The organism is Massilia rubra (genome assembly GCF_011682065.1).
In the GTDB taxonomy this organism is placed as follows: domain Bacteria; phylum Pseudomonadota; class Gammaproteobacteria; order Burkholderiales; family Burkholderiaceae_D; genus Telluria_A; species Telluria_A rubra.
Window position 1 is genome coordinate 24,320 of sequence record NZ_VUYU01000017.1, and the last position, 19,340, is coordinate 43,659.

18 protein-coding genes are annotated in these 19,340 nt (G+C 63.0%); 16 read left to right on the forward strand and 2 right to left on the reverse strand.

The genetic code is table 11. From position 1 onward, the window contains the following. Positions 1-57 precede the first annotated feature (57 nt). The 15 genes from F0185_RS22420 (at position 58) to F0185_RS22490 (ending at position 15,809) form a co-directional block, all read left to right on the forward strand. Positions 58-603 carry a DUF2059 domain-containing protein gene (locus F0185_RS22420; protein WP_167228251.1) on the forward strand — a complete coding sequence of 182 codons (546 nt, stop codon included), beginning with the start codon at positions 58-60 and terminating at the stop codon, positions 601-603. 27 nt (positions 604-630) lie between these two features. Next, the gene (gene serC / locus F0185_RS22425; RefSeq protein ID WP_167228253.1) at positions 631-1,722 is read left to right on the forward strand and encodes a 3-phosphoserine/phosphohydroxythreonine transaminase; all 1,092 of its coding nucleotides are present in this window, start codon (positions 631-633) and stop codon (positions 1,720-1,722) included. 57 nt (positions 1,723-1,779) lie between these two features. Further along, positions 1,780-2,850 (forward strand): prephenate dehydratase, encoded by a 1,071-nt coding sequence (gene pheA, locus F0185_RS22430; RefSeq protein ID WP_167228255.1) that lies wholly within the window; start codon positions 1,780-1,782, stop codon positions 2,848-2,850. 35 nt (positions 2,851-2,885) lie between these two features. Then, complete coding sequence (gene hisC, locus F0185_RS22435) at positions 2,886-3,992, forward strand: histidinol-phosphate transaminase (RefSeq protein WP_167228257.1); 1,107 nt, start codon at positions 2,886-2,888, stop codon at positions 3,990-3,992. A gap of 1 nt (position 3,993) precedes the next feature. Next, positions 3,994-4,899 (forward strand): prephenate dehydrogenase, encoded by a 906-nt coding sequence (locus F0185_RS22440; protein ID WP_167228258.1) that lies wholly within the window; start codon positions 3,994-3,996, stop codon positions 4,897-4,899. 25 nt (positions 4,900-4,924) lie between these two features. After that, positions 4,925-6,259 carry a 3-phosphoshikimate 1-carboxyvinyltransferase gene (aroA, locus tag F0185_RS22445; RefSeq protein WP_167228260.1) on the forward strand — a complete coding sequence of 445 codons (1,335 nt, stop codon included), beginning with the start codon at positions 4,925-4,927 and terminating at the stop codon, positions 6,257-6,259. A 346-nt stretch (positions 6,260-6,605) separates the two neighbouring features. After that, entirely contained in the window at positions 6,606-7,277 is a 672-nt protein-coding gene (gene cmk, locus F0185_RS22450) for a (d)CMP kinase (RefSeq protein ID WP_166890425.1), read from the forward strand. Positions 7,278-7,394: 117 nt separating this feature from the next. Continuing rightward, complete coding sequence (gene rpsA, locus F0185_RS22455; RefSeq protein WP_267875858.1) at positions 7,395-9,107, forward strand: 30S ribosomal protein S1; 1,713 nt, start codon at positions 7,395-7,397, stop codon at positions 9,105-9,107. A gap of 18 nt (positions 9,108-9,125) precedes the next feature. Further along, positions 9,126-9,431, forward strand: coding sequence for an integration host factor subunit beta (locus F0185_RS22460; protein WP_008446215.1), 306 nt, complete (start codon positions 9,126-9,128; stop codon positions 9,429-9,431). A gap of 232 nt (positions 9,432-9,663) precedes the next feature. Continuing rightward, entirely contained in the window at positions 9,664-9,969 is a 306-nt protein-coding gene (locus F0185_RS22465; protein ID WP_167228262.1) for a LapA family protein, read from the forward strand. A gap of 41 nt (positions 9,970-10,010) precedes the next feature. Continuing rightward, entirely contained in the window at positions 10,011-11,186 is a 1,176-nt protein-coding gene (lapB, locus tag F0185_RS22470; RefSeq protein WP_166890435.1) for a lipopolysaccharide assembly protein LapB, read from the forward strand. A 27-nt stretch (positions 11,187-11,213) separates the two neighbouring features. Next, positions 11,214-12,197: a D-glycero-beta-D-manno-heptose-7-phosphate kinase gene (gene rfaE1, locus F0185_RS22475; protein ID WP_167228264.1), complete on the forward strand. Its 984-nt coding sequence runs from the start codon at positions 11,214-11,216 to the stop codon at positions 12,195-12,197. 136 nt (positions 12,198-12,333) lie between these two features. Then, a complete protein-coding gene (locus tag F0185_RS22480) occupies positions 12,334-12,702 on the forward strand; it encodes a ComEA family DNA-binding protein (RefSeq protein WP_167228266.1) in 369 nt (122 codons plus the stop codon). Positions 12,703-12,872: 170 nt separating this feature from the next. Further along, positions 12,873-14,252 (forward strand): M20/M25/M40 family metallo-hydrolase, encoded by a 1,380-nt coding sequence (locus tag F0185_RS22485; RefSeq protein WP_167228268.1) that lies wholly within the window; start codon positions 12,873-12,875, stop codon positions 14,250-14,252. 147 nt (positions 14,253-14,399) lie between these two features. Beyond that, entirely contained in the window at positions 14,400-15,809 is a 1,410-nt protein-coding gene (locus F0185_RS22490) for an IS4 family transposase (protein WP_167228270.1), read from the forward strand. 133 nt (positions 15,810-15,942) lie between these two features. Here the strand turns inward: F0185_RS22490 and F0185_RS22495 are convergent, their stop codons facing one another. Then, positions 15,943-17,682 (reverse strand): FAD-dependent oxidoreductase, encoded by a 1,740-nt coding sequence (locus F0185_RS22495; RefSeq protein ID WP_166890446.1) that lies wholly within the window; start codon positions 17,680-17,682, stop codon positions 15,943-15,945. Between the two features lie 138 nt (positions 17,683-17,820). Between F0185_RS22495 and cysM the strand changes: the two genes are divergently transcribed. Further along, complete coding sequence (gene cysM, locus F0185_RS22500) at positions 17,821-18,723, forward strand: cysteine synthase CysM (RefSeq protein ID WP_167228272.1); 903 nt, start codon at positions 17,821-17,823, stop codon at positions 18,721-18,723. A gap of 166 nt (positions 18,724-18,889) precedes the next feature. Here the strand turns inward: cysM and F0185_RS22505 are convergent, their stop codons facing one another. Further along, the gene (locus F0185_RS22505; RefSeq protein ID WP_054266941.1) at positions 18,890-19,216 is read right to left on the reverse strand and encodes a hypothetical protein; all 327 of its coding nucleotides are present in this window, start codon (positions 19,214-19,216) and stop codon (positions 18,890-18,892) included. Positions 19,217-19,340: the final 124 nt, after the last annotated feature.

Sequence of the window (19,340 nt, forward strand, 5' to 3'; positions counted from 1 at the left end):
GCCCTCTTTTTTTTGGCGCTTGACCTGACCATCCACGTTTCCATTTGGAGAGTTTCCATGAAAAAACTGACCGCCATCTGTTGTACCGCGCTGGCCCTGATGGCCGCGCCAGTGTTTGCCCAGACGGCCGCGATCGACCCGGCTACCGACAAGGCCACGCGCGCGCTGCTCGAATCGATGGGCACGCGCAAGATGATCAAGGATAGCTTCGAGCAGATGAAGGCGACCATGCCGCAGATGATTCTCGACAACGCGACCGCCGTCATTAACAGCAATACGCGCTTGAGCGCCAAGCAGAAGAAGGCGGCCATCGCCGAAGCGACCAAGAAAGTGCCGGACGTCGCCGCGCGCCTCCAGCACGTGTTCGAAGAGCCCGCCCTGGTCGAGGAGATGGTCGAAGCAGTTGTGCCGCTCTACGCGAGCCGCTTTACGGTGGCCGAAATCGAGCAGATCGCCGCGTTTTACCGTAGCCCGGTGGGCGCCAAGATGCTGGCCGCCACGCCGCAGATCGTGAACGAGTCCATGCAGATGAGTCAAAAGATCATGATGCCGCGCATGGGTAAGATCATGCAGGAAGCCGCCGCCGCCGCCACCGCCAAATAGTCGTTCATCCCACTTGCAAGGACCTCCGTGACCCAGATCTACAACTTCTCCGCCGGCCCCGCCGTCCTGCCCAAGGAAGTGCTGCAGGAAGCCGCCGCCGACATGCTCGACTGGCACGGCAGCGGCATGTCGGTGATGGAGATGAGTCACCGCGGCCCCGAGTTCATCTCGATCTACGAAGCGGCCGTGCGCGACCTGCGCCTGCTGCTGGACGTCCCCGCCAACTACAAGATCCTGTTCCTGCAAGGCGGCGGCCTGGGCGAAAACGCCATCGTGCCGATGAACCTGGTTGGCCGCGTAGCCGCGCCGGCGACCATCGACTTCGTCCAGACCGGCTCCTGGTCCGGCAAGTCGATCAAGGAAGCGGCGCGCTACGCCAGGGTCAACCTGGCCGCCAGCAGTGAAGGCACGCGCTTTACCACGGTGCCGCCGCAAAGCGAGTGGAAGCTCACCCCCGGCGCGGCCTACCTGCACCTGTGCACCAACGAAACCATCGACGGCGTCGAATACAACTTCGTCCCCGAACTGGCCGGCGATACGCCGATCGTGGCCGACATGTCCTCGCACATTTTGTCGCGCGTGATCGACGTGAGCAAATACGGCGTCATTTTCGGCGGCGCGCAAAAGAATATCGGCCCCGCCGGCCTGACGGTGGTCATCGTGCGCGACGACCTGCTCGGGCACGCGCTGCCGATTTGCCCGTCCGCTTTCGACTGGAGCATCGTCGCCGCGCACGACTCGATGTACAACACGCCGCCGACCTACGGCATCTACATCGCCGGCCTGGTGTTCGCGCACCTGCTGCGCCAGGGCGGCGTGGCCGCCATGGAGCAGCGCAACATCGCCAAGGCCGACCTGCTGTACGGCGCGCTCGACGTCGACGATTTTTACCAGAACCGCGTGGCGAAAGACTGCCGCTCGCGCATGAACGTCCCGTTCTACCTGCGCGATGAAACGCTCAACGACAAATTCCTGGCCGGTGCAAAAGCGCGCGGCCTGCTGCAGCTCAAGGGCCACAAGTCCGTGGGCGGTATGCGCGCATCGATCTACAACGCGATGCCGATCGAGGGCGTGCAAGCCCTGGTCGATTACCTGAACGAGTTCGCCGGCCGTACGTAACAAGAGGGGATCTTCCCCTACGCGAACACCCGATTCACCGCAAACCATGCCGCATTCATGACAGACAAACTCACACCATTGCGCGAACAGATCGATGCGATCGACGCGCAGATTCTCACCTTACTCAGCCAGCGAGCGCGCCTGGCGCAGGAAGTCGGCCACGTCAAGGCCGAAACCAGCGCCCCGGTGTTTCGCCCCGAACGCGAAGCGCAGGTGCTGCGCGGCGTGGCCGACCGCAATCCGGGGCCGCTCAAGGCGGCCGAAGTGCAAACCATCTTCCGCGAGATCATGTCGGCCTGCCGCTCGCTCGAAAAACGGGTCACGGTGGCCTACCTCGGGCCGTCCGGCACCTTCACCGAGCAGGCCGCGTTCCAGCAGTTCGGTAGCGCCATCGAAGGGCTGCCGTGCATCTCGATCGACGAGGTATTTCGCGCGACCGAAGCCGGCACCGCCGATTTCGGCGTGGTCCCGGTCGAAAACTCGTCGGAAGGAGCGGTCAACCGCACGCTCGACCTGATGCTCGGCACCACCACCACCATCAGCGGCGAGATCTCGATTCCCGTGCACCACAGCCTGATGACCAAGACCGGCAACATGGATGGCGTGACGGTGGTGTGCGCGCACTCGCAGGCCCTGGCCCAGTGCCAGGTCTGGCTGAACCAGAACTACCCCGGCATCGAGCGGCGCGCGGTGGTATCGAACGCCGAAGCGGCCGTCATGGCCAGCAAGGACGCGACCATGGCGGCGATTGCCAGCGAAATGGCGGGCGAACAGTATCGCCTCGGCGTGGTCAAGGGCCATATCCAGGACGACCCGCACAACCGCACGCGTTTTGCCGTCATCGGCCATTTGCAGACCAACCCCTCGGGCAGCGACCAGACCTCGCTGGTGCTGGCGGTGCCGAACAAGGCGGGCGCGGTCTACAACCTGCTCGCGCCGCTGGCCGTGAACGGCGTATCGATGACGCGTTTCGAATCGCGCCCGGCCCGCATCGGCACCTGGGAATACTACTTCTACGTCGACATCGAAGGCCACGTGCAGGACCCGGCGGTGGCCAAGGCGCTCGACGAGCTGCGCGACAACGCCGCCTTCTTCAAGGTGCTCGGCTCGTACCCGCTTAGTCTTTGATTTTCAAAACTTAAAACAACTACAGAGATAAAACCATGTCCCAGCAATTCGGTCCAGAATACGTCCGCGCCATCGCCCCCTACCAGGCGGGCAAACCGATCGCCGAAGTCGCGCGCGAGTTCGGCCTCGACGAAGCGAACATCGTCAAACTGGCGTCGAACGAAAATCCGTTCGGCGTGCCCGCATCGAGCCAGCAAGCCATGGCCGCGGCGGTGGCCGACCTGGGACGCTACCCCGACGCCAACGGTTTTGATTTGAAAGCGGCGCTGTCGAAGCGCTACGAAGTGCCGGCCGACTGGATCACCCTGGGCAACGGCAGCAACGACATCCTCGAGATCGCCGCCCACGCGTTCGTGCAAAAAGGCCAGGCCGTGGTGTACTCGCAGTACTCGTTCGCCGTGTACGCGCTGGCGACGCAAGGCGTGGGCGCGCGCGCCATCGTGGTGCCGGCCAGGGATTACGGCCACGACCTCGACGCCATGGCGGCGGCGATCGACGCCGACACGCGCCTGGTCTTCATCGCCAACCCGAACAACCCGACCGGCACCTTTATTGCGGCCGCGCAGATCGAAGCATTCCTGGGCAAGGTGCCGGCCAACGTGGTCGTGGTGCTGGACGAAGCCTACAACGAGTTCCTCGCGCCCGAGCACCAGTTCGAGTCAAGCCAGTGGGCGCGCAAGTACCCGAATTTGCTGGTCTCGCGCACCTTCTCCAAAGCCTATGGCCTGGCCGGCCTGCGCGTCGGTTTTGCGATTGCGCAGCCGGCCCTGACCGACCTGATGAACCGCATCCGGCAACCGTTCAACGTCAATTCGCTGGCGCAGGCGGCGGCGATTGCCGCCCTGAACGACAAGCCCTTCCTGGAGCAGGGCGCCAAGAACAACGCCGCCGGCTACGCCCAGTTTGTCGAAGCCTTCGACGAGCTGGAATTGCAGTACGTGCCATCGTTCGGTAATTTCGTGCTGGTCAAGGTCGGCGACGACGATGGCGCCGGCAGCCGCGTGAACCTGGCGCTGCTCAAGCAAGGCGTGATCGTGCGCCCGGTCGGCAACTACGGCCTGCCGCAATGGCTGCGCATCTCGATCGGCCTGCCGGCCGAAAACGCGATCTTCATCGCCGCCCTCAAGAAAGCGCTGGCCTGACGTGTTCAATAAAGTCGTCATCTTCGGCGTTGGGCTGATCGGCGGCTCGTTCGCGCGCGCGCTGCGCCATGCCGGCGTGGTAAGCACCCTGGTCGGCGTGGGGCGCTCGCCGCAAGCGATGGCGCGCGCGCTCGAACTGGGCATCATCGACCAGGCGGCGGCCTCGGTGCAGGATGCGATGGCGGGCGCCGACTTGGTGCTGATCGCCGCGCCGGTGGCGCAGACCGCAGCGATCCTGGCCTCGCTGCTGCCGTACCTGGAAGCGGGCACCATCGTCACCGACGCCGGCAGCACCAAGTCCGACGTGGTGGCGGCGGCGCGCGCCGTGATGAAAGGGCGTGTCGGCCAGTTCGTGCCGGGGCACCCGATCGCCGGGCGCGAAACCAACGGGCCGGACGCCGCCATCGTCGACCTGTACCACGGCAAAAAAACCGTGCTCACGCCGCTGCCCGAAAATACGGCCGGCGATGTTGACAAGGTGGCTGCCGCGTGGAGCGCGTGCGGCGCCATCATCCACAAGCTCTCGCCGCAGGAACACGACACCGTGTTCGCCTCGGTCAGCCACCTGCCGCACTTGCTGGCGTATGCGCTGGTCGACGACATCGCCCGAAAGCCCCACGCCGGCCTGTTGTTCCAGTACGCCGCCAGCGGCTTTCGAGACTTCACGCGCATCGCCGGCTCGTCGCCCGAGATGTGGCGCGACATCTCGCTGGCCAACCAATCGGCCCTTCTGGGCGAGTTGGACGCATATCTGGCACAATTAACAGTGATGCGCGCCATGCTCGCCAGCGGCGACGGCGTGGCGCTCGAAGCGGTCTACGCCAACGCCCAGCGCGCGCGCTGCCGCTGGATCGAAGCGATCGAAACGGCCGAAGCGCCGCCGGCGCCAGGCAGCAGTCCGGAATAAACCCAGTATCTCAAGGAACCCCAGCATGACCCAGCAGAAGCAGTACCCGCACCATATCGATCTCAAGCCCGTCATGCACGTCGAGGGCGTGGTGCGGCTGCCGGGGTCCAAGAGCATTTCCAACCGCACCTTGCTGCTGGCCGCGCTGGCCGAAGGCAGCACCACCATCATCGACCTGCTGGCCTCGGACGACACCCTGGTCATGCTGGGCGCGCTGCGCTCGCTGGGCCTGAAATGGGACCAGGTCGACGAGCACACCCACATCGTGCATGGCGGCGGCGGCGCGTTGCCGGTGCACGAAGCCGATCTGTTCATGGGTAACGCCGGCACCGCGATCCGCCCGCTGACGGCGGCGCTGGCCGTCATTGGCGGCGACTACACGCTGCACGGCGTCACGCGCATGCACGAGCGTCCGATCGGCGACCTGGTCGACGCATTGAATGCCATCGGCGCGCAGATCGAATACACCGGCGTGGAAGGTTTTCCGCCGCTGCGCATCCGGCGCGGGCATATCCACGCGCAGCGCCTGTCGGTGCGCGGCAACGTATCGAGCCAGTTCCTGACCGCCTTGCTGATGGCCGCGCCGCTGATGGCGCGCGAGCAGCCGGTGACGATCGACGTGGTCGGAGAACTGATCTCCAAGCCGTATATCGAGATTACCCTGAACCTGATGCGGCGCTTCGGCGTGACGGTGGAGCAGGATGGCTGGCAATCGTTCACCGTGCAGCCGGGGCAGCGCTACACCAGTCCGGGCACGATTCATGTGGAAGGCGATGCCTCGTCGGCCTCGTACTTTTTGGCGGCGGGCGCGATTGGCGGCGGTCCGATCCGGGTTGAGGGAGTAGGGCGCGACAGCATCCAGGGCGACGTGCGCTTTGCCGAAGCGCTCGAGCAGATGGGCGCGACGATCACGCGCGGCGACAACTGGATCGAAGCGCGCTCGAACGGTGTACTGAAAGCCATCGACGCCGACTTCAATCACATTCCCGACGCGGCGATGACGATTGCGGTGGCCGCGCTGTACGCCGACGGCACCACGACCTTGCGCAACATCGCCAGCTGGCGCGTGAAAGAGACCGACCGGCTGGCCGCGATGGCGACCGAATTGCGCAAGCTTGGCGCGATTGTCGTGGAAGGGCCCGATTTCATCTCCGTGACGCCGCCCGAGGGCGAGCTGAGCGCGGCGACGATCGACACGTATGACGACCACCGGATGGCGATGTGTTTCTCGCTGGCGAGCCTGGATGGCAAAGCGCGGCGCGGCAACACGATGCGCATCAACGACCCCAAGTGCGTCGCCAAGACCTTCCCCGACTACTTTGCCGCCTTCGCCGGCATCGCCCAGGAGAATCTGATTTAGTTGCACAACCGAGACGTTCATCGGGGTCTGACCTCTGATTCGAAATATTTCTTAATTGAGGTCAGACCCCGGTTAAGCAGGGGCAGCGCTCCGACTCGGGACATTTCCTAATCGGGGTCAGACGTTCACCGGGGTCTGACCTCTGATTCGAAATATTTCTTAATTGAGGTCAGACCCCGGTTAAGCAGGGGGGCAGCGCTCCGACTCGGGACATTTCCTAATCGGGGTCGGACGTTCACCGGGGTCTGACCTCTGATTCGAAATATTTCTTAATTGAGGTCAGACCCCGGTTAAGCAAGTTGTTGTTTTTGTACGTTTTATAGTGATTTCACCAGGACACCGTCCCATGCCACATTCGCATATTCCCGTCATCGCCATCGATGGCCCCACCGCTTCCGGCAAGGGCACCGTCGCCCACAAGGTGGCCGATCGGCTCGGCTTCCATTACCTCGATTCCGGCGCCTTGTACCGTCTTACCGCGCTGATGGCCTTGCGCAAGGGGACGGCGGTCAATGACGAGCACGCCCTCGCCAAGCTGGCCGAACACCTCCCCGCCAGCTTCAGCGGCGGCGAAATCCTGCTGGCGAACGAACATGTCACCCAACTCATCCGCGCGGAAGAGGTTGGCAACATGGCGTCGAAGATCGCGGCGCTGCCCGCCGTGCGCCAGGCTTTGTTCGCCCTGCAACTGGGCTTTCGCCGGGCCCCCGGACTGGTCGCCGATGGCCGCGACATGGGCACGGTAATCTTTCCGCACGCGCAACTGAAGGTGTTTCTCACCGCCAGTACCGAGGCGCGCGCGCAACGCCGATATAAGCAATTGATTGACAAGGGGTTTTCTGCTAATATAGAAGACCTCCTGTCCGATTTGAAGGCGCGCGACGACCGTGATACTTACCGGGCCATCGCGCCATTGATGCCGGCAGAAGGGGCGCACCTGCTCGACACCTCGAATATGACCGCTGACGAAGCGGTCGAGGAAGTGCTGAAATGGTATGCGCACGCTAAGCAGTCGTAGTCTGAAGTAGCAATGGGTGCTTGCAATTGCAATAGTGCCATTGCAGGCGTTGAATCAACCTATAACCCAGTTTAAGTCGCATGGTGCGATCTCTGCTGGCTAACTCGTGTACAAACTATGTCAACAGCAACAACTGAAGCAACCGGTATGGAAAGTTTTGCAGCGCTCTTCGAGGAATCGTTGTCGCGCCAAGATATGCGCTCCGGCGAAGTTATTTCCGCTGAAGTCGTGCGTCTCGACCACAATTTCGTGATCGTCAACGCTGGCCTCAAATCCGAAGCTTTCATTCCTATCGAAGAATTCAAGAACGACCAGGGCGAACTGGAAGTTCAAGTCGGCGATTTCGTTTCCGTAGCGATTGAGTCGCTGGAAAACGGCTTCGGCGACACCATCCTGTCGCGCGACAAGGCAAAACGCCTGGCGTCGTGGCTGGCACTGGAAAAAGCCATGGAATCGGGCGAGATCGTCGTCGGTACCGTCAATGGCAAAGTCAAGGGCGGCCTGACCGTTCTGACCAACGGCATCCGCGCGTTCCTGCCGGGTTCGCTGGTCGACACCCGTCCTGTCAAGGACACCACCCCGTTCGAAGGCAAGACCCTGGAATTCAAGGTCATCAAGCTCGACCGTAAGCGTAACAACGTGGTTCTGTCCCGCCGCGCCGTCATCGAAGCTTCGATGGGCGAAGAGCGTCAGAAACTGATGGAAACGCTGAAAGAAGGCACCGTGGTTACCGGCGTCGTCAAAAATATCACCGACTACGGCGCGTTCGTGGATCTGGGCGGTATCGATGGCCTGCTGCACATCACCGACCTGGCATGGCGTCGTGTGCGTCACCCGTCGGAAGTGCTGACCGTTGGCCAGGAAATCACCGCCAAAGTCCTGAAGTACGATCAGGAAAAGAACCGTGTTTCGCTGGGCGTGAAGCAACTGGGCGACGATCCTTGGACCGGTCTGTCCCGTCGTTACCCACAAAGCACCCGTCTGTTCGGCAAAGTAACGAACCTCACCGACTACGGCGCGTTCGTGGAAGTCGAGCAGGGTATCGAAGGTCTGGTCCACGTTTCCGAAATGGACTGGACCAACAAGAACGTGGCGCCAAACAAAGTTGTCCAGCTGGGCGACGAAGTGGAAGTCATGGTTCTCGAGATCGACGAAGAGCGTCGCCGTATTTCGCTGGGCATGAAGCAGTGCAAAGCCAATCCTTGGGATGACTTCGGCGTTACCCATAAAAAGGGCGACAAAGTCCGCGGCGCGATCAAGTCGATCACCGACTTCGGCGTGTTCATCGGCCTGGCCGGCAACATCGATGGTCTGGTGCACCTGTCCGACCTGTCCTGGACCGAAACCGGCGAAGAAGCTGTCCGTCGTTTCAAAAAGGGCGACGAACTGGAAGCCATCGTGTTGGCAATCGACGTCGAGCGCGAGCGCGTTTCCCTGGGTGTCAAGCAACTCGAAGGCGACCCATTCAACAACTTCGCTGCAATGAACGACAAAGGCTCCCTGGTAACGGGTACGGTCAAGTCGGTCGAGCCTAAGGGCGCTGTGATCCAGCTGTCCGAAGAAGTTGAAGGCTACCTGCGTGCTTCCGAAATCTCGCGCGACCGCGTTGAAGATGCCGGTACCCACCTGAAGGTTGGCGATTCGGTTGAAGCACTGGTGATCAACATTGACCGCAAAGCGCGCAGCATCCAGCTGTCGATCAAAGCGAAAGACAATGTCGACACCCAGGAAGCGATGCAGAAAATTGCTTCGACCTCCGACAACAATGCAGCATCGGGCACCACCAGCCTGGGCGCACTGTTGAAAGCTAAGTTCGACAACAAGAACTAAGACACTCGGAATCGACAGATGACGAAGTCCGAGTTGATTAACCGCCTGGCTGAGCGCTATTCTCAGCTGGTGGCCAAGGATGCGGAGTACGCTGTCAAGACCATTCTCGATGCCATGACCAACGCTTTGGCGACTGGCCAGCGCATCGAGATCCGTGGTTTTGGTAGTTTTGCCCTGAACAGCCGGCCGCCGCGCATCGGACGCAATCCCAAGTCCGGCGACAAGGTGATGGTGCCCGAAAAACGGGTACCGCACTTCAAGCCGGGCAAGCAATTGCGCGAACGGGTAGATGCGATGGTCGGGCAGCCGATTATTGAAGACTGAGTCGTTTGTCGACACAGAAGAACGGCATCCTTGGATGCCGTTTTTTTTCGTCCGCAAAGTTGTAAACCAGGGATCGACACCAATTTTGTCGTCGTCCCCGCGCAGGCGGGGATCCATAGCACCTATGCTCATAGGTGCTATAGGCCCCCGCCTGCGCGGGGGCGACGGCCGAGAGGCCGTCGTTTTGGTGTAATATGCGACACTTGCGACCTTTTCAGACTGGACCTGGCTGATGAAATTTGTATCCACCATCGTTGGATTTATTCTGTTTATCCTGTTTTTCGGCTTCGCTCTGAAGAACACGCAGGAAGTCGACCTGCACTTTTTCCTCAATTACGAACTGCGCGGCCCGCTGGTGCTGATGCTGCTGGGCTTTTTCGTGGCCGGCGCCGCCCTCGGCATCCTGGCCGTCACGCCCACCGTGTTCCGCCACCGCCGCGAAACGTCGAAGCACAAGAACACCATCGTCGCCCTGCAAACCGTGGCGCGCACCACTGTGGCCCAACCGCAGCCGGACAGCGTCAGTACTCAACAGTAACCCCGCAGTAAGCCATCTGAAAAACTAACAAAAAGAACCGCATGGAATTAGAAACCTGGATGTTGCTTGGCATCCCCTTGTTTTTCGCCCTGGGATGGATCGCCGCGCGCGTTGACATCAAGCAACTGCTGTCCGAATCGCGCACATTGCCGCGAGGATATTTTCGCGGCCTGAACTTTCTGCTCAACGAGCAACCCGACAAGGCCATCGATGCTTTCATCGACATCGTCAAGCTCGATCCCGAAACGGTGGAGATGCACTTCGCCCTCGGCAACCTGTTCCGCCGCCGTGGCGAGATCGAGCGCGCCATCCGCGTGCACCAGAACCTGCTCTCGCGTGCCGACCTGCCGGCCGATGAAAAGGCGCACGGCCAGTACGAACTGGGCATGGATTACCTCAAGGCTGGCCTGCTCGACCGCGCCGAGGAAACCTTCAACCTGCTGCTCGACACGCCCTACGGCGCCCAGGCGCGCCGCGCCTTGCTCGAAATCTACCAGCGCGAAAAAGAATGGCCGCGCGCGATCGAAGCCGCCCTCGGGCTGCAAGAGTCGGGCGCCGGCGCGCGCCAGAAGGAAATCGCCCAGTTCTACTGCGAGCTGGCCCAGGATGCGCTGGTCCACATGCACACCGACGACGCCCTGGCCCTGCTCGACAAAGCCCTGCAGGCCGACCGCAAGAACGTGCGCGCCACCTTGTTGACCGGCGACGCCCAACTGGTCAAGGATGATGTCGAAGGCGCGCTGGTGACCTGGCGCCGCGTCGAACAGCAAAGCGTGCCGCACGTGGCCCTGGTCGCGCAGCGCTTGATGGACGGCTACCGCAAGGTCGGCCGCCCGCAGGAGGGTGTCAACCTGTTGCGCTCCTACCTGGCCGAAGCATCCTCGATCGACCTGATCGAAGTGGTGTTCAAGGCCGTCATCGAACTCGATGGGGTGGACGCGGCCAAGCAGTTGATGATCGATGAACTGCGCCGCAATCCGACCCTGCTCGGCCTCGACAAACTGCTCGAAGCGCGCCTGATGGACGCCCCGGCCGATGTCTGGGAAGAGCTGTCGATGGTGAAGAACCTGGTGCGTGGTTACACCCAGAAGCTGGCGCGCTACCAGTGCAGCCACTGCGGCTTCAAGGCGCGCCAGTTCTACTGGCAGTGCCCGGGATGCAGCCGCTGGGAGACCTACCCGCCGCGCCGCACCGAAGAACTCAATGTCATGAATTAAACGTAACCGATTAAGCGTATCCGAACGATGACCAATCCCACCGCCACTCCGGCGCGCCTGCTCAGCGCCGACAGCCATCCCTTCATCGCCGCGCCCGACCTGGCCGCGGTGCGCATCCTGGTCGTCGGCGACGTGATGCTGGACCGTTACTGGTTCGGTGACGTCAGCCGCATCTCGCCCGAAGCGCCGGTGCCGATCGTGCGCATCGAAAGGCGCGAAGAGCGCCTGGGTGGCGCCGCCAACGTGGCGCGCAATGCGGCGGCCCTCGGCGCCCACTGTGGCCTGCTGGGCGTGGTCGGCGCCGACGAGGCGGGCGAGCAGGTGGCGCAGCTGCTGGCCGAGTCGCGCATCGACAGCTACCTGCAGCGCGACGCCGCCATTTCCACCATCATCAAGCTGCGCGTGATCGGCCGCCAGCAGCAACTGCTGCGCATCGACTTCGAAGACGCGCCCACCGACACCGTCCTGCGCGACAAGCTCACCCAGTTCAACGCACTGCTGCCCGATTTCGACGTGGTGATCCTGTCCGACTACAACAAGGGCAGCCTGGTGAACGTGGCGCACATGATCGAGGCGGGCCGCGCGGCCGGCAAGATCGTCATGGTCGACCCCAAGGGCGACGATTTTTCGCGCTACGCCGGGGCCACCGTGCTCACGCCGAACAAGTCGGAGTTCCGCCGCATCGTCGGCAGCTGGTCGTCCGAAGAACAGCTCACCGCCAAGGCCCAGGCCCTGCGCACCGAACTGCGCCTGGACGCGCTGCTGCTGACGCGCTCGGAAGAGGGAATGAGTTTGTACACCGCCCATGAGGTGCTGCACATGCACGCCGACGCGCGCGAAGTGTTCGACGTCTCCGGCGCGGGCGACACGGTCATCGCCACCATGGCCTCGATGCTCGGCGCCGGCATGCCGATGGCCGACGCCATCATGACGGCCAACCGCGCCGGCGGCATCGTCGTAGGCAAGCTCGGCACGGCGACCGTGACGCGCGAGGAACTGTTCGGCCTGTAGAACAGCAGAGCCTGCCTACACGATTGGCGTTTTGTTGTTCTGATAGCGCTCAATCGGAGCGGTCAACATTGTGCCGGGTCATCCGTTAGCTTGTTGGGGCCGCACTCGCGTCCCTCTAATCTGAAGGAGATACAACATGATCCGACAATTGATGCTGGCCGTTGCAACGCTGGTGGCCGCGATGAGCATGGCGTTTGCCCAGGTCGACGTGAACAAGGCCGATGCAGCCGCACTCGACAGTGTGAAGGGCATCGGCCCCTCTACCTCCAAGCTGATCCTGGAAGAACGCACCAAGGGTGGCGAGTTCAAGGACTGGGCCGACTTTTCCAAGCGCGTCAAGGGCGTGGGCGACAAGCGCGCGGTGAAGCTCTCGCAAGCCGGCTTGCAGGTCGCGGGCAAGCCGTTTGACGGCGCCGGCGCCGCGCCGGCGACGGCGGGCAAGTCCGCACCGGCCGCCAAGCCCGCAACAGCGGCCAAGCCGGCGCCGGCGCCCGCCAAAATGTAAGCGCCGTGCGTCTCGCCAAAAAACCCGCCGCCAACGCCGCGGGTTTTTTTCATGGATGCGCAGCTTGCGCGAGCGTGGTTTTTTCGCTGTATGGACGCACTTGCGCACGCGGGGTCGTGAGAAGATAACGGCGCTGCGTTTTTAACCTCGCCCGTCGCAAAGGACCCCTCATGGCATCTGTCCCGTTCACCCAATCCCTGCTGGCCACCCTGCTCGCCGCCGCCGGCGCTGCCTGCGCCGCCGCTCCGGCAAGCCCCGACATTGCGCGCCACCAGGCCCAGGTCGACAAGATCGTGGCCGATATTTCGCCGCAGCGCATCGAAGCGCATGTGCGCAAACTGGTCGGCTTCAAGACGCGCCACACCATGTCCGATACGGTCTCGGAGACGGTCGGCATCGGCGCCGCGCGGCGCTGGATCAAGGCCGAACTGGAACGCTGCGGCGCCGCCGCCGGCGGGCGACTGCAAGTGAGTTTCGACAGCCATGTCACGCCGGTGTCGGCGCGCATTTCGCGTCCGACCGAGATCGTCAACGTGGTGGCGACCCTGCCCGGCACGCAGGCGGCGTCGAAGGAGCGCATCTACGTCGTCAGCGGCCACTACGACTCGCGCAATACCGAGATCATGGACGCCAGCGGCGAGGCGCCCGGCGCCAACGATGACGCTTCCGGCACCGCCGCCGTCATGGAAATGGCATGCGTGATGGCGCGCCACCAGTTCGACGCGACCATTGTCTTCATGGCGGTAGCGGCCGAGGAGCAGGGCTTGCTGGGCGCGGCGCATTGGGCCGAGCAGGCCAGGCTCAAGAACCTGAACCTGCAAGGCATGTTCACCAACGATATCATCGGCAGCTCGCGCGCCGACGATGGCCGTGTCGATGACAGGCAGGTGCGCCTGTTCGCCGAATCGATCCCGGCGACCAAAGAAAACAGCGACAGCAATCGCGCCCTGCTGGCGACCGGCGGCGAAAACGACTCCACCTCGCGCCAGCTGGCGCGCCATGTGAAGGAAGTGGGGGAGCGTTACGTGCCCGGGTTTACGGTCAATGTGATCCAGCGGCGCGACCGTTACCTGCGCGGGGGCGACCATATGCCGTTCCTGGAGCGCGGTTATCCGGCGCTGCGCTTCACGGAGCCGAACGAAGACTTCACGCACCAGCACCAGAACGTGCGCAAGGAAGGCGCGCTGCAGTATGGCGACCTGCCCGAGTTCAACGACTACAACTACATCGCAAAAGTGGCGCGGGTGAATGCGGCGGCGCTGGCGACCTTGTCGCTGGCCCCGGCCGCGCCGCAGAAGGTGCAGATGCGCACCGCGAAGCTGGAGAACGATTCGTCGCTGGTATGGCAGGCCAACGGCGAGCCTGACCTGGCCGGCTACCGCATCGTCTGGCGCGACACCACCGCCGCGCAGTGGCAGGGGGCTTTGTTTGTGGGGAATGTGACCGAGGCGACCGTCAAGCTATCGAAGGATAACTACTTCTTCGGGGTGCAGGCGGTGGACAAGGAGGGCAATGTGAGCGTGGCGACGTATCCGACGCCGCTCAGGTAAAAAACTTCACCATCGTTCCCGCGCAGGTAAGAACACCACCGTCGTTCCCGCGCAGGCGCTACAGCTTGCCCACATCTCTGCAACATTCGTCTTTGGCGAATGTCGAAACGATGATGTCAGATTGTGGAGGCGGCGATGGAGGCGACAATGTTGGTAGCCGATGCTCCTTGCATCGGGGAGTTTGGTGATAAGCGGCTTTGCAGGACCGGATCACTGCTCTATAGTCGTATGATTGAACGTGGCACGGTGTGTTTGCGGCAGTTGAGCGATGACCGTGCCACTCAGAGACGTTTCCACCGATTGCTGGAGCATCACAGCGTGACTTCAGGTGAGATCATTCGTTATGGCAGCGAACGCACCGCGCAAGCGGCGGCGGGTCGGCACGTGCTGGCAATTCAAGACACCAGTGAACTGGACTACAGTGCGCATGCTCGACGCACTAGTGGATTGGGCGGCATCAGCAATAACAAGGGTTGCGGGCTGTTTATCCATCCTGTGCTGGCCGTCGATGCTGAAAACAACGCCTGTCTCGGCATCGCGCACGAGGTGGCATGGGTGCGTGAGGCGCGCAGTACAGCAAAGCGGACACGACGGCCCATTGAGGAAAAGGAATCGATGTGCTGGCTGGAAGGCGCGCAGGGAGCGCAGCGCTGTTTGCAACAGGCAGCGCTCGTGACAGTGGTGGCAGATCGCGAAAGCGACATCTACGAACAGTGGGACCGTATCCCGGATGGCCATGTGCATCTGCTTACGCGTGCACGGTGGGACCGCCAGATCGAGGAGGGTGACACCTTATGTGGGTGGCTGAGCAAGCAACCAGCCATGGCCTGCCAGATCCTTGATATTTCGGCGCGGCCAGCGGGAAAGGCCTATCGGAGCACCGATGGTGCGCGCAAGAGCGCCCGCACAGCGCACCTGGCCCACATGGAACTGCGCTATGGGCGCGTCCGGATCCGACGTCCACAAGATTGCCGCGCGAGCCAGACCAGCATCGCGCTATCAGTGGTGGAATTGAAAGAGCGTCCCGATACAGTGTTGCCTGGCGAGCAGCCGGTGCACTGGATACTGCTTACCTCCCATGACGTAGAAACGGCCGAACAGGCATTGCAGGTAGTGAACTGGTATGAGCAACGGTGGCAGATCGAGCAGTTGTTCCGTACGTTGAAGCGGCAAGGGCTGGGGCTGGAATCGAGTCAGTTGGCAGAGGCGAGCGAATTGTTGAAGTTGGCTAGTATTGCGACGCTGGCGGCAACGCGCACGCTGCAGCTGGTCAATGCGCGCGATGGCAAGACCAAGCAACCTGCGAGCGACGCATTCGACGGCGACGAGGTGGTCGTACTGGAAAAATTGCAGGGTAAATTCGAGGGGAAGACCGCCAAGCAGAAAAACCCCCACCCAGTGCACAGCATGGCGTGGGCTAGCTGGACAATTGCCCGGCTGGGGGGATGGACCGGCTACGCCAGCGATGCCAAGCCTGGCCCGATCACCATGCTGCGCGGATTACAGCGCTTTGAAAGCATGGTGCAGGGCTGGCAACTTGCAAAGATGTGGGCATAGCATAGCGCCTGCGCGGGAACGACGGTGGTGGTAGCGGGAACGACGGTGGTGGTAGCGCAAGCGACGGTGGTGGTAGCGGGAACGACGGTGGTGGTAGCGCAAGCGACGGTGGCGGCAGCGCCACCACCGCCGCCTACTTCACCGCCAGATACGCATGCAACTGCGCCACCACCGCCGCGCCTTCTCCCACGGCCGCGGCCACGCGCTTGGTCGACCCGGCCCGCACATCCCCGATCGCAAACACGCCCGGCACCGTGGTTTCCAGGTTCCCGTGCAGCGAGCCGTCCGGGTTGAGCATCTGCCCCGTCACCCGGCAACGGGCCAGCATCACATCGGTCCCGGTCATCACGAACCCGTGCTGGTCGACCTGCACGCCGCAATCGGCCAGCCAGCCCGAATTCGGATCGGCCCCCACGAACAGGAATACGCTGCGCACCACGTGGCTTTCTTCCTGCTCGTCGCGATGCTGCCAGCGCACGCCGCTCAAGCGTTGCCCGTCGCCTTCCAGCCTGGTCAAGCTGGTATGCGTGTGCAGCACGATATTCGGCGTCGCCGCAATCCGCTCGATCAGATAACTCGACATGCTCGCCGCCAGCCCCGCACCGCGAATGAGCATGTGCACCGTTCTGGCGTGGCTTGACAAGAACACGGCCGCCTGGCCGGCCGAATTGCCGCCGCCGACCAGCACCACATCCTCGCCCTGGCACTGGCGTCCTTCCAGCGGCGAGGCCCAGTAATACACGCCGCAGCCTTCGTACGCGGCCAGGTCGGCCAGGTCGGGCTTGCGGTAGCGCGCGCCGCAGGCCAGCACCACCGCGCGCGCCTGTACCTGCCCGCCATCGGCCAGCGACAGGCGCAGCGGATACTGGTCGCACAGCAGTTTGTCGGCGGCGGCCGGAATGGCCACCTGCGCGCCGAATTTTTGCGATTGCACAAACGCCCGCCCGGCCAGCGCGCGCCCCGAAATCCCGGTCGGGAATCCCAGGTAGTTTTCGATGCGCGCGCTGGCGCCGGCCTGGCCGCCGAAGGCGCGGTTTTCCACTACCAGCACCGACAGGCCTTCCGACGCCGCATATACCGCCGTCGCCAGGCCGGACGGGCCGGCGCCCACCACCAGTACGTCGTACACCTTGTCCGGGTCGAGGTCGGGCAGCATGCCGAGGCAGTATCCCAGTTCGGCCAGGCTCGGATTTTTCTTCACCACGCCGTCCGGGCACACCACCAGCGGCAGCTCGTGGGGGCCGGGCTGGTACATGCGGATCAGCGCTTCGGCGTTCGGGCTGGTGGCCGGGTCGAGCACCATGTGCGGATGGCCGTTGCTGGTCAGGAAGGTCTGCAGGCGGAACAGGTCGGCGCTGCCGGCCGGGCCGACCAGCACCGGCGCGCTGGTGCCGGCTTCGATCAGCCCCACGCGCCGCAGGATCAGTGCGCGCATGATGCGCTCGCCCAGCTCGGCCTCGGCCACCACCAGCGCGCGCAGCGCTTCGGGCGTGACGATCAAGGCCTCGACCGTGCCGGCCGCGTGCGCGCTCACCAGCGCCGGGCTGCCCGACAACTGGCCCACGTCCGCCGTGAAGTGGCCCGGCCCGTGTTCGACGATCGTGTGGCTGTTGCCCATGCCGTCGCACTGGCTGATGCGCACCTTGCCCGAGAGGATGATCATCATGCCGGGATTGCCGCCGCCGGCGACGAAAATGGCTTGCCCGTCGTCCCAGTGCCCCTCGCTGCCGAAGCGGCGCAGGCGCGCGATCTCGGCGCCGGTCAGGACCGGAAACATCTGGTCGCGGCGCGTCTCGTACTTGCTCAGCGAGCTTTGGGCGCGCTCCTGGATGCTGTTGTCGGGGATGAAGTCGGGGGCGGGCAGGGTGCTCATGGGCGGTTCGCTAAGGGAAGGTAGTCAGCCCTCAGTCTAGCAGCAAGCCGGGGCAAACTACAGCAAGCTGACCCGTCTCATACGGACAAGAGCATCGTGGATTAGAATGATGTTTTGTTGAACTGCAAAGAGTAACCCATGCCTTACATGACCATCGAAGATACGATCGGCAATACCCCGCTGGTGCGCCTGGTGCGCCTGCCGGGCGCCGACGCGGCCGCGCGTAACAACATCATCCTCGGCAAAATGGAAGGCGACAATCCGGCCGGTTCGGTCAAGGACCGCGCCGCCATGTCGATGCTGCGCCGCGCCGAAGAACGCGGCCAGATCAAGCCGGGCGATACCCTGATCGAAGCGACCAGCGGCAACACCGGTATCGCGCTGGCGATGGCGGCGGCGATCCGCGGCTACAAGATGCTGCTGCTGATGCCCGAGTACCTGTCGATCGAGCGGCGCCAGAGCATGGCCGCCTACGGCGCTCAGATCATCCTCACGCCCAAGACCGGCGGCATGGAATACGCGCGCGACATGGCCGAGCAGTTGCAGCGCGACGGCAAGGGCATCATCCTCGACCAGTTCGGCAACCTTGACAACCCGCGCGCCCACTACGAGTCGACCGGTCCCGAGATCTGGCGCGACACCAATGGCGGCGTCACGCACTTTGTCAGCGCCATGGGCACCACCGGCACCATCATGGGCGTGTCACAGTATTTAAAAGAGCAAAACCCGGCGGTCCAGATCATCGGCGCCCAGCCCGAGGACGGCTCGCAGATCCCCGGCATCCGCAAGTGGCCCGAAGCCTACCTGCCGAAAATCTTCGACAAGGCGCGCGTCGACCAGGTTGAGAACGTGAGCCAGGCCGCAGCCGAGCAGATGGCGCGCCGCATGGCGGCCGAAGAGGGCATTTTCTGCGGCATTTCGGCCGCCGGCGCCTGCGAGATCGCCCTGCGCATCTCGCAGACGGTGGAAAACGCTACCATCGTGTTCATCGTGTGCGACCGTGGCGACCGTTACCTGTCAACCGGCGTGTTCCCCGCATAAACCCGGCGCAAGCGCGGGGCGCAAAAACAAACGCCTTCCACCGCGAACGAGTCGGACTCGTTCATGGTGGAAGGCGTTTTTTTGTGCTTCCCGTGCGCGGCCCCCCACAGGGCAAGGCACGGGCTTATCTGGCTGCGCCTTGCGGCACGCCCGACCGATCCCGCTATTACGCTGGATCGCCTTCTTTTGGCTTGAACTGTTTGTCGCTGATGCGGAACTTGTTGCGGCGGTCGCCCATCAAGTAGCGCAGGTCGCGGATCGACAGGTCGCTCACTTCGTGCATGCGGATCAGCAGGGAGGCGCCGACCGGCAGGCGGTGGTGGCGGATCTTCGAGATCACTGGCGGCGCCACTTCCAGCGCGCGCGACAGGGCTGCATCGTTCTTGAGACGCAGATTTTCAATCAGCGTGTCGAGTAAACGATTTGGGTTGTATTGCAGCAGATCATCGGAGTCCGAATCGCTGTTCATATCAATGCCGACTTGGTTTGTCATGATGTCAATAATTCCTATTGTGAGTGGTGCTGCTAAGTCAAACACGCGGAGCTCTCGCTGCTGGTCAACCACCGTCGAAGTGCGCTTGCGAATTTATCTTGGGTAACACTTTTTAAAAAATATA